Source organism: Parasaccharibacter sp. TMW 2.1888 (assembly GCF_023167265.1).
GTDB classification, from domain to species: domain Bacteria; phylum Pseudomonadota; class Alphaproteobacteria; order Acetobacterales; family Acetobacteraceae; genus Bombella; species Bombella apis.
The window spans coordinates 1,564,245-1,578,695 of record NZ_CP030979.1; the positions used below are offsets into that span (position 1 = coordinate 1,564,245).

At 61.3% G+C, this 14,451-nt stretch carries 9 protein-coding genes and 1 pseudogene; 8 read left to right on the top strand and 2 right to left on the bottom strand.

The window, feature by feature from the left end; all coding sequences use genetic code 11:
• Positions 1 to 10: 10 nt before the first annotated feature.
• The gene (gene purD / locus DTQ13_RS07125) at positions 11 to 1,249 is read right to left on the bottom strand and encodes a phosphoribosylamine--glycine ligase (RefSeq protein WP_086431138.1); all 1,239 of its coding nucleotides are present in this window, start codon (positions 1,247 to 1,249) and stop codon (positions 11 to 13) included.
• Positions 1,250 to 1,324: 75 nt separating this feature from the next.
• Between purD and xseA the strand changes: the two genes are divergently transcribed.
• Together xseA and DTQ13_RS07135 are read left to right on the top strand one after the other, a co-directional pair.
• The gene (gene xseA / locus DTQ13_RS07130) at positions 1,325 to 2,776 is read left to right on the top strand and encodes an exodeoxyribonuclease VII large subunit (RefSeq protein ID WP_043560782.1); all 1,452 of its coding nucleotides are present in this window, start codon (positions 1,325 to 1,327) and stop codon (positions 2,774 to 2,776) included.
• Positions 2,777 to 2,861: 85 nt separating this feature from the next.
• Positions 2,862 to 3,263 (top strand): hypothetical protein, encoded by a 402-nt coding sequence (locus tag DTQ13_RS07135; RefSeq protein WP_052349135.1) that lies wholly within the window; start codon positions 2,862 to 2,864, stop codon positions 3,261 to 3,263.
• An 85-nt stretch (positions 3,264 to 3,348) separates the two neighbouring features.
• Here DTQ13_RS07135 and DTQ13_RS07140 read toward each other — a convergent pair whose 3' ends face one another.
• A complete protein-coding gene (locus tag DTQ13_RS07140) occupies positions 3,349 to 6,147 on the bottom strand; it encodes a ribonuclease E/G (RefSeq protein WP_248460430.1) in 2,799 nt (932 codons plus the stop codon).
• A gap of 597 nt (positions 6,148 to 6,744) precedes the next feature.
• On the opposite strand from DTQ13_RS07140, the gene DTQ13_RS07145 reads away from it, so the two are divergent.
• The 6 genes and pseudogenes from DTQ13_RS07145 (at position 6,745) to mrdA (ending at position 14,440) form a co-directional block, all read left to right on the top strand.
• Positions 6,745 to 7,569 carry an N-acetylmuramoyl-L-alanine amidase gene (locus DTQ13_RS07145; RefSeq protein ID WP_043561514.1) on the top strand — a complete coding sequence of 275 codons (825 nt, stop codon included), beginning with the start codon at positions 6,745 to 6,747 and terminating at the stop codon, positions 7,567 to 7,569.
• Positions 7,570 to 7,762: 193 nt separating this feature from the next.
• Positions 7,763 to 9,334: a 2-isopropylmalate synthase gene (locus tag DTQ13_RS07150; protein ID WP_103765374.1), complete on the top strand. Its 1,572-nt coding sequence runs from the start codon at positions 7,763 to 7,765 to the stop codon at positions 9,332 to 9,334.
• Between the two features lie 255 nt (positions 9,335 to 9,589).
• Entirely contained in the window at positions 9,590 to 10,636 is a 1,047-nt protein-coding gene (locus DTQ13_RS07155) for a rod shape-determining protein (protein WP_043560776.1), read from the top strand.
• Positions 10,637 to 10,703: 67 nt separating this feature from the next.
• Positions 10,704 to 11,636: a rod shape-determining protein MreC gene (gene mreC / locus DTQ13_RS07160; protein WP_248460431.1), complete on the top strand. Its 933-nt coding sequence runs from the start codon at positions 10,704 to 10,706 to the stop codon at positions 11,634 to 11,636.
• 230 nt (positions 11,637 to 11,866) lie between these two features.
• Complete coding sequence (locus DTQ13_RS07165; RefSeq protein WP_043560774.1) at positions 11,867 to 12,433, top strand: hypothetical protein; 567 nt, start codon at positions 11,867 to 11,869, stop codon at positions 12,431 to 12,433.
• 172 nt (positions 12,434 to 12,605) lie between these two features.
• A pseudogene (gene mrdA / locus DTQ13_RS07170) lies at positions 12,606 to 14,440 on the top strand (penicillin-binding protein 2).
• Positions 14,441 to 14,451: the final 11 nt, after the last annotated feature.

Consider the following 14,451-nt stretch of genomic DNA (forward strand, 5'->3'; position numbering starts at 1 on the left):
GCGGAAAATCTTACAGCCCAATGTCGCTGCGGAGCATCTTGTCATCCCACTGGATGGTTGCTGCGGCCTCATAAGCCCGGGAGCGGGCCTTGGCTGCCGTGGGGCCTGTGGCGCAGATGGTCAGGACACGCCCGCCATTGGCCAGAAGCCGGTCGCCATCCATCTTGGTTCCGGCATGGAAGACGGATACACCGGGCAGCTGTTCCGTCCGGTCCAGCCCGGAAATGACACCGCCCTTGACGGGCGCATCCGGGTATCCCTTGGCGGCCAGCACCAGAGAAATGGACGGCTTGTCCGAGAAGCGGATGCTGTCCTCGGACAGCGTGCCTTCCGCCAGAGCCTTGAGGGCAGGGAGAAGGTCGCTTTCCAGACGGATGAGCAGGGCCTGTGCTTCCGGGTCACCAAAGCGCACGTTGTATTCGATCAGCTTCGGCCCTTCTTCCGTCAGCATCAGGCCAGCAAAGATGACGCCACGGAACGGCGTGCCCCGGCGGACCATCTCGGCCAGCATCGGGCGGACCGTGAGGTCCAGTGCGGCTTCCTGCGCCGCCCGGTCGAAATCCGGTGGCGGGCAGATGGCTCCCATGCCGCCGGTGTTTGGCCCGGTATCGCCATCACCGACCCGCTTGTGGTCCCGTGCAGCCCCGATCAGGCTGGCTTTGTCATCCGCACAGAAGGCGAAGAGGGACACTTCCCGTCCGACAAGACATTCCTCAATCACTAGCGGCAGGCCGAGGCGGTCGATGGCTTCCAGAGCCTCATCCACGCTCTGTGCCACGACCACGCCTTTGCCGGCGGCCAGACCATCCGCCTTGATGACGATGGGAGCACCCTGTTCACGGACGTAGGCCTTGGCGGCCTCCTTGCTGCTGCTGGCGTCGAAACGCTGCCAGCGGGCGGTGGGGATACCGGCAGCATCGGCCACTTCCTTGGTGAAGGCCTTGCTGCCTTCCAGAGCGGCGGCAGCCTGGGAGGGGCCAGCGCAGGCGATACCCGCTTTCTGGCAGGCATCGGTCAGCCCTGCCACGAGGGAGACTTCTGGCCCCGGTACGACGAGGTCGATCTTTTCCTTCCGGGCGAACTCGACAAGACCGGCAATGTCATCAGCCGCAATGGGAACACAGCGTGCGCAGGCTGCCATGCCGGGGTTGCCGGGGGCGGCAAAGAGTGTGTCCAGCAGAGGGGACCGGGCAATGGCTGTGGCAAGGGCATGTTCCCGCCCACCTGAACCCACCAGAAGTACGCGCATCCTGTTTCCTTTTATATCTCGTGTGATGCAGATAGCCGCTTTCACGTCATCTGCCATTTAGCATAGAATGGCCGCATGATGGAACGAGAGAGCCTTCTTTCTCCCGCCGGGCCGCAGGGCGGTACGGGGCCGGGGAGCAGCAACATACCGGAATATTCCGTAGGAGCTATTTCCTCGGCGATCAAACGTGTGCTGGAAGGCACCTTCGGGCGGGTACGTGTCCGTGGCGAGATCACGGAGATGAAGAGATATGCTTCCGGTCATGTCTATCTCTCCCTCAAGGATGAGGGCGGGAAAATATCGGGTGTCATCTGGCGGGGGAACGTTTCCCGGCTGGGGATGGTCCCGGAGAATGGAACGGAGGTCATCGCCACCGGGAAGATTTCGTCCTATGGCGAACGCTCAAACTATCAGCTCATCATCGACAGCATGGAGTTTGCAGGGGAAGGTGCCCTTCTGGCCCGGATCGAAGCCCTGCGTGTCCGCCTGCGGGATGAGGGGCTGTTCGATCAGGGGCGCAAGAAGCCCATTCCGTTCCTGCCCCGTTGCGTGGGGGTGGTGACGTCCCGGTCCGGGGCGGTGCTGCACGACATCTGCACGACCATATCCCGCCGTTTCCCGCGGGATGTCCTGCTCTGGCCCGTGGCAGTGCAGGGGGAAGGGGCAGCCCGTCAGATCACCCATGCCGTGCAGGCCATGGGGAACCTTCCCAATCCGCCTGATGTGCTGATCGTGGCCCGTGGTGGTGGCTCATTGGAGGACCTGATGGCCTTCAATGATGAAGCCGTGGTACGGGCCGTGGCGGCCTGCCCCCTGCCGGTGATTTCTGCCGTGGGGCATGAGACGGATACGACCCTCGTTGATTACGCTGCCGACCGTCGGGCCCCCACACCGACTGCCGCCGCTGAAATGGCGGTGCCCCTGCGGTCCGAGCTGATGGCGGATCTCGCCCATCGGGCGGCACGGCTTTCTGGTGGTCTGGCGGGGATATTGCAGCGGCAGGGGCTGCGGCTCCAGGCCGTGGCGGCCCGGATGCCGGACCTTCCGGGGCTTCTGGACACAGCCCGGATGCGGCTGGATGATCGTGCCCAGAGGCTGGAGCTGGCCCTGCCGGGATTTGTGATGCGTGCCCGTGCCCGGCTGGGGCAGGCTGCCTATCATTTGCCCGCCGTGGAGACCGTCATGGGGCAGCGGCGTGGCCTCGTGGAGGCACAGGCCGGGCGGTTGCAGTCTGGTTGGGAGCGGTATCTGGATGGCTGCCAGATGCGTCTGCTGCGGGCGCCGTTGCGGCTGGAGACGGTGCAGTCCCGGCTTGCCCTCCAGCGGACGAGGCTGGAAGGGGTGGCCCGGCATCTGAAGGCCGTCTCACCCCTCGCCATTCTGGAACGGGGCTATGTTCTGGTGCAGGATGAGGCAGGTCATGCCGTGACATCATCCGCTGCCCTGCCAGTGGGGAGCCATGTGCAGCTTTCCTTTGCGGATGGTGTCCGGCAGGCCCGGCTGGACCCGGATGAAGGCCGCAGATAGTCTGCACAGGAGATTTCGGAGCCCCGGGAGCCATCATGGCGTCCCGAGGAAGGACAGGACATCCATGAGGATGTGGAGGAGGGATATGGTGCGTAACATTGCGAGGGGCCGCCACAGATGTGGCTTGCAGAGACTGGGCTGTGGCCTGCTTCTTGTGGCAGGGAGTGTCCTGGCAGGCTGTAGCAGCCAGCCAACAGCCCGGCAGGTCGAGGCAGCGCAACATCCGGCCATCCAGAGCTTTGCCGGGGCGCCGTCTGGTGGGGGGAGCGGGGACAGTTCGTCCTCACCACAGATGAAGACGAACCTGCCATCTGCTCCCGTCAATACACCGCTTTGTGGTACGGCCCTGCGTGAGCAGGCCAGTACGGGGAGCGAAATCTATGGTCGCAGTCTGGCCACAGGCAACAGCTGTACCCGTAATGCCTGCTTCCAGCCATTGACGGGGACGTTCATTGCGGAGGATGGCAACAATAGCGTCTGTCGCTAACATCATATTTGTGTGGATGTGAAAAGGGCGGCCAGAGAGTGATCTGGCCGCCCTTTTTCATGGGTTCCGATGGGAGGAGGCGCCTTTAGCGCTTCCACCAGCCGACACGCCGCTTTTTGGGCTTTGCCTCATCGATATTGACAGGCTGCGGTGCTGCCACATTCTCGACCGGGGCTGCGTCCTCAGCCTTGGGGGCGGCTGCTACAGGGGCTTCTTCTGCCGTGTCCGCCTTTTTGCGGCGAGCTGGACGCCGCCGACGGGCCGGTTTTGCCTCTGTCTCGGTTGGTGTCTCATTGTCCACACCGGTTTCAGCGACAGAAACAGGCGCCTCTTCCGCAGCCGGGGCAGCGTCCGCTTCTGTCGTTTCGTTCCGTGCCGGGCGGCGGCGGGGACGGGGGCGGCGCGCCTGACGACGAGCGGCTTCCTCTTCAGCCTCGGCAGGATCGACTGGACGGGCCGGTATCTTCACGACACGATTGTTGTCTTCTTCCTGGTCTTCGTCCACCACGATGCGGCTGCGTGTAGCCGGGCGGCGACGGGGACGGGTGCGACGGGTCGGTTTTTCATCATCCCCTTCTGCAGGGCTTCCCGTTTCCACGGGCTGCCTGTGGGGGCGGGAAGAAACGGCAGGTTCTTCTTCTGTGGCAGGAGGGGCTTCAGCACGTCCGCTCAGGCGGGCCTCCTGCTGTTCCATCATGTCGAAGATGTCGATGCCAGCCCCCTGGAAGGGATTGGCCGGTGTTGGTCCCTGATAGCCAGAAGATGCCTGACTGGGGGCCGGTTCATCCTGATGGCGTGCCGGGCGGCGACGGGATGCCGGGCGTTCACGGCGGCGGCTGGGCTGCTCGGTCTCTTCCTCACGGTGGCTTGGAGCAGACGGAGCGGCGGTCGTGACACGCCGTGTCCTTGTCCGGCGACGACCGGGCATGAGAGCCTGGTCATCATTGGTATCTGCCGTGCTGTCAGCCTCTGGCGCTGCGGGGCTCGCCTCCTGCAGGCTGGTCTCTGTCGTTTCGTCCCGGGTCTCCTGCTCGTTGCGGCGACGTCCACCACGGCGGCGGCGGCGACGACGGAAGCTGCTTTCACTGCCTGTTTCCTGTTCGTCCCGGATATCTTCGGCCTCGGCTGGCAGGCTGGCTTCCATTGCAGGGGCAGCCCCTTCCGTGATGTCGATCGTACGAACCGTGTTGACAGGGCTGTCCTCACGGGAGGGTTTCTGGCGTGCGGCCAGCCGTTCGATGCGGAGCTCGCCTTCCGGCAGGCTGTCGTCATTTTCGAAACGGATGGTCATGTCATGCCGTTGTTCAAGCTGGCTGATGGCAGCCCGTTTGCTGTTGAGCATGTAAAGAACGATGCTGGGGCTGACATGGACGATAATGTCCGAAGAGCGACGGCGGCTGGCTTCATCCTCCACGCTGCGGAGGACCTGGAGGGCCATGCTTTCCACACCCCGGATGAAGCCGGTACCCTGACAGTGCGGGCAGGGGCTGAGCATGCTCTCGGCAATGGAGGGGCGCAGACGCTGCCGGGACATTTCCAGCAGGCCGAAATGGGAGATGCGGCCCAGCTGGATGCGGGCACGGTCCACCCGGAGGGCATCCTTGAGGCGCTTTTCCACCTGGCTGTTGTGGCGGCGGCTTTCCATGTCGATGAAGTCGATCACGATCAGCCCGGCCAGATCACGCAGGCGCAGCTGGCGGGCGACCTCCTCGGCCGCTTCCAGATTGGTGCGGAGGGCGGTTTCCTCAATATTGCGCTGGGAGGTGGACTTGCCGGAGTTGACGTCAATGGCCACCAGAGCTTCAGTCTGGTTGATGACGAGATATCCGCCGGATTCCAGCTTTACCGTCGGTGAGAACATGGCCTCCAGGTGGCTCTCCACCTGATAATGGGCGAAGAGATTCTGCCCCCTGTTCTGCCACATACGGATGCGGCTGGCATTGTGGGGCATCAGCAGGCGGGCAAATTCCTTCGTGTTTTTCCATGCCTCTTCCCCATCCACCAGTACGGTCTCGATATCACGGGTGAACAGGTCCCGGATGGCCCGCTTGATCAGGCTTGCTTCCTCATAGATCAGCGCCGGGGCGATGGAGGAGAGGGCGTGGTTGCGGATGTTGTCCCATAGCTGGAGAAGGTAGTCGCAGTCTTTGGTGATTTCCGCTTCCGGGCGGCCTGCACCGGCCGTGCGGATGATCATGGCCATCGTCCGGGGCAGGTCCAGCTTGCCGACAATGTCCCGCAGGCGACGACGGTCCGTTTCGGAGGTGATCTTGCGGGAGACCCCACCGCCACGCAGGGCGTTGGGCATCAGCACGCCATATCGTCCGGCAAGGGAGAGGTAGGTCGTCAGGGCGGCGCCCTTGTTGCCACGTTCTTCCTTGACAACCTGGACAAGGATCACCTGCCGACGGCGGATGACTTCCTGAATGCGGTAATTGCGGAGGAACCGGGCCATGCGGCGGCTGGCGCTCTGTTCCTCACCGGTATCATGTTCCCCGCTGACGATCTCCGGGCCGGGCTCGTCATCCTCGGGAAGGCTGTCTTCGTCATCATCAGCCTCTGGATCGCTGTCCCGGCTCCGCTGCTCGGCAGCGTATTCTTCTTCCTGCAGGGCAAGGAGCTTTTCCCTGTCCGCAACGGGGATCTGGAAATAGTCGGGGTGGATCTCGCTGAAGGCCAGAAAGCCGTGGCGGTTGCCGCCGTAATCCACGAAGGCCGCCTGGAGGCTGGGCTCTACACGGATGACCTTGGCGAGGTAGATGTTGCCTTTGAGCTGACGGCGCGCTGATGTCTCGACATCATAATCTTCAATGCGCTTGCCGTTCATGACCACAACGCGGGTTTCTTCGGCGTGTGTGGCGTCTATGAGCATCTGCTTTGTCATGAAGGACTGGACTCCGTGGCGCACGGGGCATGGCCCTGTCTGCGCCGATTGTCTTGGTCAGCAGAGGGCAGGTGGTCCGGTCTCTTGCGGGCAGATACCCTGAGGGGGTCGCCAGATTGGATAACACAGAACAGCATTGCAGCCTCTGGTAAACACGCTGATGGCAGGTCCTGCCATCGGGAATTGACGCAGCCCGCCGGGGGATGGTGTGGCCATCCGGGTAGGCTGCCTGTGGTTCGGATGCAGTGTCTCCGCCAGGGTGTGAGCACACCGGGAACAACCGTCCCGGGCTATCTGCACCAAACGGCGCGAAAGGTACTGCATGTGCGGGCCCTGTCTGATGCTGTCCTGCCTGCCCGTTGTCAGGGGCGGGGATGCATGGGAGATCCGGGCCTCTGCAAAGCGACAATGGCCTAAATCGGCCTTCATGGCAAGTGGGTAGTTGGGGGGTGGTGAAAGGGGCAGAATAAAGCCATTTTTTCCTGTCTGTATCAGGCTGTTAACCAAAGAAAGCAGGAAGATTGTTCCCGTGGCAGGAATGATCGCCTAATGGGGTGTGACAGGCAGGACCTGGACCGGAGAGGGAGGAGGATCACCATGGCAAAGCTGACACGTCGTCATCTTCTTGGTGCGGCTGCCAGCGGGCTGCTGGCGGGCGGAGCGGGAAAGGCTGCGGCAGCACGGCATGGATTGCGGAAGGCCCCCGCCGTATTGCGTGGAGCATCACCGCCCAGACCCGTCATCATGCTGGACCCCGGCCATGGCGGAAAAGACCCCGGGGCCATCGGTGTCTCAGGAACGTATGAGAAGCATATTGCTGTGGCTGCAGCAACGGAGCTGCGCGCGCTTCTCATGGCGTCTGGCCGGTATGATGTGGTGCTGAGCCGGACGGATGACCGTTTCATCCCCCTTGCCGGGCGGGTGGAGCTGGCCCATCGGCACAAGGCGGATCTTTTCATCTCCATGCATGCCGATGCGCTGCATCAGTCTGATGTGCGTGGGGCCAGTGTCTATACGCTGTCCGGCAACGCTTCGGACAGGCAGACCGCCCTGCTGGCAGAGACGGAAAACAGTGCCGACCGTTTTGCCGGACCGGGCATGGCCGACGTGCCGCCGGATGTGGAGGAAATACTCAACAGTCTTGTTCGTGAAGAGACGCGCCGGGGGTCTGCGCATATGGCGGCCAGTGTGATCAGGTCATTCCAGAACCGCATCCAGCTCCTGCATCATCCATCCCGCCATGCGGCCTTCCGGGTTCTGAAGTCCGGAGACATTCCGTCTGTTCTGGTGGAAATGGGGTTCATGTCCAACCATCTGGATGAACAGGCGCTGCGGCGTGCTGCCCACCGTACGCAGATCACCCAGGCCATGAAACAGGCCATTGATGGCTATTTCCTGCGGCAGCGGAAAGGGATGCTGTAAAAAAACAGAGAGTTCCGCTTGCATTCCCTGTCATTGCTCGCTAGCGTGGAGGGGTAATGACATTTTTTCACGCCCTCCTTCTACGACTTATGAACCCCTGAACGCCATACAGGCGAGCAGGTTGCTTTGCTGCGTTCAGGGGTATTTTTTCCCATTTCGGGTTTTCGTAGATATCTGGAGTTAGAGCGTAGTTATGTCTTTTCAGCATCCTTCCTTTGGTCATGTTGCCGATAACCGTGTCATCATTTTTGACACGACCCTGCGTGATGGTGAGCAGTCCCCTGGTTTCTCCATGAACCTGGGCGAGAAGCTGCGGATGGCCCATGCGCTGGCAGCTCTGGGCGTTGACGTCATAGAGGCAGGCTTCCCGGCTGCATCGGAAGGAGACTTCGAGAGCGTGAAGCAGATTGCCGATAATGTGGATGGCCCCGTCATCTGTGGTCTGGCCCGCAGCGCCGCCAAAGACATCGAGGCTGCCGGAAGGGCCATCAAGGGCGCACGGCGTGGGCGTATCCACAACTTCATCTCCACGTCTCCACTGCACATGAAGTACAAGCTGCGGATGGAGCCGGAGCGGGTGTTGGAGCTGATCGCTTTCGGCAACAAGGAATCCCGCCGTTACACGGATGACGTGGAGTGGTCTGCTGAGGATGGATCCCGTACGGACCCGGATTTTCTGTGCCGCTGTGTGGAAACGGCCATTGCCAACGGGGCAACGACCATCAACATTCCCGATACGGTCGGGTTTGCAACCCCCGATGAGATGGAGCGTATCTTCAATATGCTGAGGGAGCGTGTGCCGGGGGCGGATCAGGTCATTTTCTCCACGCACAACCACAATGATCTGGGGCTGGCTGTTGGCAACACGCTGGCAGCGGTTGAAGGTGGTGCCCGACAGATTGAATGTACGATCAACGGCATTGGCGAGCGTGCTGGTAATGCCGCTCTGGAAGAAGTCGTGATGGCCCTGCGGACCCGTCATGACCGTTATGGCATGGAAACCGGCATTGAAACGCCCCGCCTGCTGGGCATGTCCCGTCTGCTGGCGACCATCACGGGCTTCGATGTCCAGCCGAACAAGGCCATCGTGGGGCGGAATGCCTTCGCCCATGAGAGTGGCATCCATCAGGATGGCATCCTGAAGCATGCCGGGACTTATGAGATCATGACGCCGGAAAGCGTGGGCTGGACGAGCACCTCGCTGGTGCTGGGCAAACATTCCGGCCGTGCGGCCTTCCGGGACAAGCTGAAGGCTCTGGGTTATGATGACCTGACTGAAGAGACGGTCAATGCGGCCTTCCAGCGTTTCAAGACCCTGGCAGATCACAAGAAGATCGTTTTTGATGAGGATGTGCGGGCACTGGTGGATGATGAGAGCCGTGACCATGAGCGTGTCCGTCTGACCTCGCTGGAGCTGAAGGGCGGTACGCAGCATGCTGCCCAGGTCGTTCTGGATATCGAGGTGGATGGTGAGGCCCGTCATGTCTCTGCCACGGGCAATGGGCCTGTGGATGCCGTGTTCCGGGCCATCGGTGAGGCCTTCCCGCATCAGGCGACGCTGGCGCTGTTCTCCGTGGCCAATGTGACAGAAGGTACGGATGCGCAGGCCCGTACGACCGTGCGTCTCCAGGAAGGGGGGCGCCTGGTGGACGGGCAGGGGAGTGACCCGGATACGGTCGTTTCGGCAGCCCGGGCCTATATCCATGCCCTGAACAAGCTGCTGGTGAAACGTCTGCGGGGTGAACCGGAAGAAATGTCTGCCTGAAGATGAGAGAAGGGGACCGGTAGCCGATACTGCCATGCCTGCATGTCGGCTGCTGTTTTCCTTCTGTCATGGTGGGGATGAAACGTTACCGCATGTTAATTGAAGCGGAGTTTTCTGCGAAAAATATTGTCTCTGGCAGGAATATGGCCTTGCTGAACTGTTGTGGGGCTCTATAATTTGTGGCGAATGCTGTGGGTGGTGTTCTGCTTATTTTCATTCCCCGTGCGTGCGGGGTTATCCGGCCAGGAGTTTTGAATGTTCTCTCGTCTGTTGGGGCTCATTTCCGCTGATATGGCGATCGATCTCGGCACTGCCAATACCCTCGTTTATGTCAAGGGGCGTGGCGTGGTGCTGAGTGAGCCTTCCGTCGTCGCTGTAACGGAAGTGCGCGGGCGCAGACAGGTCCTGGCCGTGGGAAATGAAGCCAAACTGATGGTTGGCCGTACGCCGGGGAACATTCAGGCCATCCGCCCTCTCCGTGACGGTGTCATCGCCGACTTCGAGAGTGCGGAGGAGATGATCAAGCATTTCATCCGCAAGGTTCACAACCGCCGTTCCTTCTTCAGTTCCCAGATCGTCATCTGTGTGCCGTCCGGTTCCACTGCCGTGGAGCGCCGTGCCATCCAGGAGAGTGCAGAGAGTGCTGGTGCCCGCAAGGTCTATCTGATTGAGGAGCCGATGGCCGCAGCCATTGGGGCCGGTCTGGCCGTGACGGAGCCTTCTGGCAGCATGATCGTGGATATCGGTGGGGGAACGACCGAGGTTGCCGTGATCTCCCTTGGCGGGATTGTCTATGCCCGGTCTGTCCGGGTTGGTGGCGACCAGATGGATGAGGCCATCATGGCTTATATCCGTCGCAACTATAACCTCATGATCGGGGAAAGCTCCGCCGAGCGGATCAAGATTGATCTCGGCGCTGCGTCTTTTGACGCCAACATACAGACGGAAGAGCGGACCATGCCGCTCAAGGGGCGTGACCTGCTGAATGGCGTCCCCCGGGAGATCACCGTCAGTGAGGCCCAGATTGCCGAAGCCCTCCAGGAGCCTGTCGGGCATATCATTGATGCCGTAGCCACCGTGCTGGAGCATACACCGCCGGAGCTGGCCGCTGATATCGTGGAGAAGGGCATTGTCCTGTCCGGCGGGGGAGCGCTGCTGCGGCGTCTGGATGATGTCCTGCGTCAGGCTACCGGCCTGCCGGTTTTCGTGGCAGAGAATGCGCTTTCATGCGTGGCTGTGGGGACTGGCCGCACGCTGGAGCACATGCAGCAGCTCCGCAGTGTCCTGAGCAGCATGTATTGATCCCTGGTCTCCGGCGGGGGATGGTATCCTCCGTGACCGGGGGCTGAGCGGAGGGAAAAGGCGGGCCATGGTCTCCATTCACACACGTCAGCTTCTGTCCGGGCTGGTTCTGCCGGTCATGGTTTTTCTGGCTGTGGGGACTGTTCTGGCCGGGCAGATATGGTCGGGCAGGGCCATACAGATTCGCATGGCGGCGGCGCAGAAGGCCGGGGCCATCTATCAGGTTCTGTTGTTCCCTCAGCGGCAGTTTCATGAATGGCAGATCACCCTGCAGGGGGTGGGGGACCTGCTGGCCGCCAATGCGCAGCTTCGGCAGGAAAACCAGAAACTTGCTTACTGGCATGGTGAGGCCCAGACTCTTCGGCAGGAAAATGCCCGTCTGAAGGCTGTGCTGCACTGGGGAGCGGAAGATACCCGGGATTATGTCAGCGGATGGGTCGTTCGGGATGAGAGTGGCCCTTACCTGCGGGCGGTTCTGTTGCAGGTGGGGGAACACCGGGTGCAGCAGGGAAGTCTGGCCGTTGATTCTTTCGGGCTTGTCGGGCGTGTCAGTGAGGTGGGACCGCATGTGGTGCGAGTGCTGCTGATTGAGGATGCTGCCAGCCGGATTCCCGTCACGTTACAGAGCAGCGGGGGGGATGCCATGATGATTGGCGACAACACGCCTTATCCCCGTCTCATGTATTACAATCAGAGCCTCATGCCGGAGGAAGGCGAGCATATCGTCACGCGGGGGCAGACAGGCCTGACAGGCGGTGTTGCCGTTGGTCGTGTGCATTATCTGGCGCCAGGGCAGCCGGTTGTCATCCCTGATGCTGCTCTGGGAAAACTGGAGCTGGTTCGTATTTTTGATGGTGGCTTTATCCTGGAGGCCCCACCCAGTGCGGGAAGGGTCCGGGAGAAGCCTCCGCTCCTGCCGGATCATCGGGATGGGGAAGCCCCTTCGAATTGGCAGAATCTGCGCCGTTTTCTGCCATTTTCGTCTCTCAGGAACGGCTGAGGGTACTTTCTGGACGGTCGGCGTTCCTGATATACGGTCTCAAATTAAGCCGTTTGTTATCATCAAGGCCTTATAAGGCGGTCGGGTGGCATTTGTGGCACGATTCGGGTAATGGCATGAAACCTGCCCCGAAGGCGTGATCTGGCCTCCAGGGAGGTTTGCTTTCTGTAGAAGAGAGCACTATTTCCGGGAAGGCACGGGGGCGGTGGAGCAGCAACGGGTACGGGGCTATGGCATTACGGTTGGAGCAGGGGCGTCTGGATCATGAGGCGCTGGAGGGAACACGGCAGCGCAAGCTGATGGTTCGTGTGCGGCGCAAGCTGTCCCCCTGTGTCATCATGGTGGTTCTGGCTTTTGTGTTGTCCGCCCCGTTTGGCATACTCGGGCAGACCGAACTCCAGACAGCCCTGACACTGGGGACGGTCTGGTTCTGGGCGCTTTACCGTCCTGCTTTCATGCCCCTGTTCGGGCTGTTCTGTAGTGGGGTGGTGATCGAGTTCTTCAGTGCCAATCCGCCCGGCGTGCTCCTGTTCTGGATGCTGGTAGCCTATGGCGTGGCTCATGGCTGCCGTGTTGGTCTGTCCCGTCGTGGATTCCTGCTTTCCTGGAGCCTGTATGGGTTGATTGTGCTGGGAGAGGCCCTGACAGACTGGGTGTTGATGGTCATCCGGGTCCGGGGGGCGCTGTCGGTCTATCCCATTGTTTTTCAGGAGGCTCTCGCTGTAGGGAGTTATCCCTTTCTGCATGTTCTGTATTTATGGGGGCTTTCTGTTATGGAAAAGCATGACAGACTGTAATAGACTATGACCATCTGAAGTGTGGAAGCCTTGAGTTTTCCTTCCTTAATCTTTTTTTAAGCGTATATTGCAGATGTTCTTCCGGCGTGATGAAACTCGTCCGCCATTTCGGAAACGAAGTGGGCCAGCGGCTGACCTGTCTTTTTCAGAAGAACAGGCTGTCGGTGAGGGTATGTTCACACGCCGTGCCCTGCTGCTTCTGGCAGCGCAGACAGGGGTCATGGGGACGCTTGCCCATCATCTCTATCAGATGCAGGTCGTTCATGGCGATGAGCTGAAGGAGCAGGCACGCCGCAACCGGACCAGCCGCCGCCAGATTGCACCAGCCCGTGGTGAGATCTACGACCGCTGCGGTGTGCTGCTTGCCGGCAACCGTCCCAACTGGCGTGCGCTGATCATGACGGAGGAAACGACGGACCTCCAGGCCGTGGTGGACCGCTTTGCTACGATTGTGCCGCTGGATGACCGTGACCGGGCCCGTATCGAGCATGATCGCAAACATATCCATCGTTACGTCCCGCTGACCCTCAAGGAATTCCTCTCCTGGGATGATGTCGCCCGGCTGGGGCTGAATGCTCCGACCCTGCCCGGTGTTCTGATCGATGTGGGAACAACACGGGAATATCCGTTCAAGGACCTGTTGTCCCATATCATCGGGTATGTGGCCCCTCCCAATGAGACGGATGTCCAGCGGGATGGCATCATGGCCCTGCCGGGGATGAAGGTGGGGCGTGCCGGGGTCGAGCAGACGCAGGAAAGCCATCTGCGTGGACAGCCCGGCACGGTGGAGATGGAGGTCAACGCCCATGGCCGTGTCATGGGCGAGCTTGAGCGTGTGGAAGGCCAGCCCGGGGCCCGGCTGGAGCTGACGCTGGATAGCGCCTTGCAGACCCGCATCCGGGAGCGGATTGGTGAGCGTGTGGCCAGTGCCGTGGTGATGGACTGCCGCAATGGCGAGGTGATGGGGCTGGTCAGCACACCTTCTTTCGACCCGACCCTTTTTGATGGTGGCATCAGCCGGACACAGTGGAACAGTCTGATCACCGACCAGCGCACGCCGCTGGTGGACAAGGCCGTTTCCGGCCTTTATCCGCCGGGCTCCACCTTCAAGCCTGCCGTGGCACTGGCCGCCCTGAAGGCCCATGCCATCACCCCGTCGGACCGTTTTTCCTGTCCGGGTTATTACGACATGGGGGGCGTGCGTTTCCACTGCTGGAGCCGTTACGGTCATGGGTCGATCAACCTGCATCAGGCACTGAAATATTCCTGCGATGTCTATTTCTATCAGGTGGCCCGGCGCTGTGGCATGGAGGCGATTCATGAAGCCGCCGCCTTCCTGGGGCTGGATGGGAAGCTGCCGATAGAGCTGCCCCACATGCGGGCAGGGTCCGTTCCGACCCCGGAGATGCGCCGTCGCCATGGTCACCACTGGAATGGTGGTGATACCGTCAATGCCGGTATTGGGCAGGGGCTGGTGCAGACAACACCTCTGGCACTGGCCACTTATGTATCCCGTCTGGCAACGGGGCGGTTTGTGCAGCCACATCTTCTGCGCTCGGTGAGCGGGCAGGGCATTGCACCGGTTCTGGATCCCCTGCCTTTCGCAAAGGAGGCCCTCGCTGCTGCCCGGGGGGGATGTTTGCTGTGGTGAATGAGCCACAGGGCACGGCTCCGGCCGCCCGGTTGAGCCTGCCTGGTGTACAGATGGCTGGCAAGACCGGCTCTGCACAGGTGCGGAACGTGCCGAGAGCCCTGCGTGAGAGCGGGCACTTCAACTCCATGAACCTGCCGTGGCAGTATCGTCCTCATGCGTTGTTCATCTGCTTTGCACCTTATGACAATCCCCGTTATGCGGTGTCTGTCGTGGTGGAGCATGGCAATGCGGGTGCGACCGAGGCGGCCCCTCTGGCTGCACAGATCATGACGGATACTCTCATCAGGGACCCGGCCAGCCGGACCTCCCTGTCCCGGGGGGTCGTGGCGAGGGCTGACGGCCTGGATGACTGAGGAATAGAAGG

Coding starts and splice junctions, on each gene's coding strand:
- DTQ13_RS07155 (WP_043560776.1), top strand. CDS start 9,590: ATGTTCTCTCGTCTGTTGGGGCTCATTTCCGCTGATATGGCGATCGAT.
- xseA (WP_043560782.1), top strand. CDS start 1,325: ATGATGGAACGAGAGAGCCTTCTTTCTCCCGCCGGGCCGCAGGGCGGT.
- DTQ13_RS07135 (WP_052349135.1), top strand. CDS start 2,862: ATGGTGCGTAACATTGCGAGGGGCCGCCACAGATGTGGCTTGCAGAGA.
- mreC (WP_248460431.1), top strand. CDS start 10,704: ATGGTCTCCATTCACACACGTCAGCTTCTGTCCGGGCTGGTTCTGCCG.
- DTQ13_RS07165 (WP_043560774.1), top strand. CDS start 11,867: ATGGCATTACGGTTGGAGCAGGGGCGTCTGGATCATGAGGCGCTGGAG.
- DTQ13_RS07150 (WP_103765374.1), top strand. CDS start 7,763: ATGTCTTTTCAGCATCCTTCCTTTGGTCATGTTGCCGATAACCGTGTC.
- purD (WP_086431138.1), bottom strand. CDS start 1,249: ATGCGCGTACTTCTGGTGGGTTCAGGTGGGCGGGAACATGCCCTTGCC.
- DTQ13_RS07140 (WP_248460430.1), bottom strand. CDS start 6,147: ATGACAAAGCAGATGCTCATAGACGCCACACACGCCGAAGAAACCCGC.
- DTQ13_RS07145 (WP_043561514.1), top strand. CDS start 6,745: ATGGCAAAGCTGACACGTCGTCATCTTCTTGGTGCGGCTGCCAGCGGG.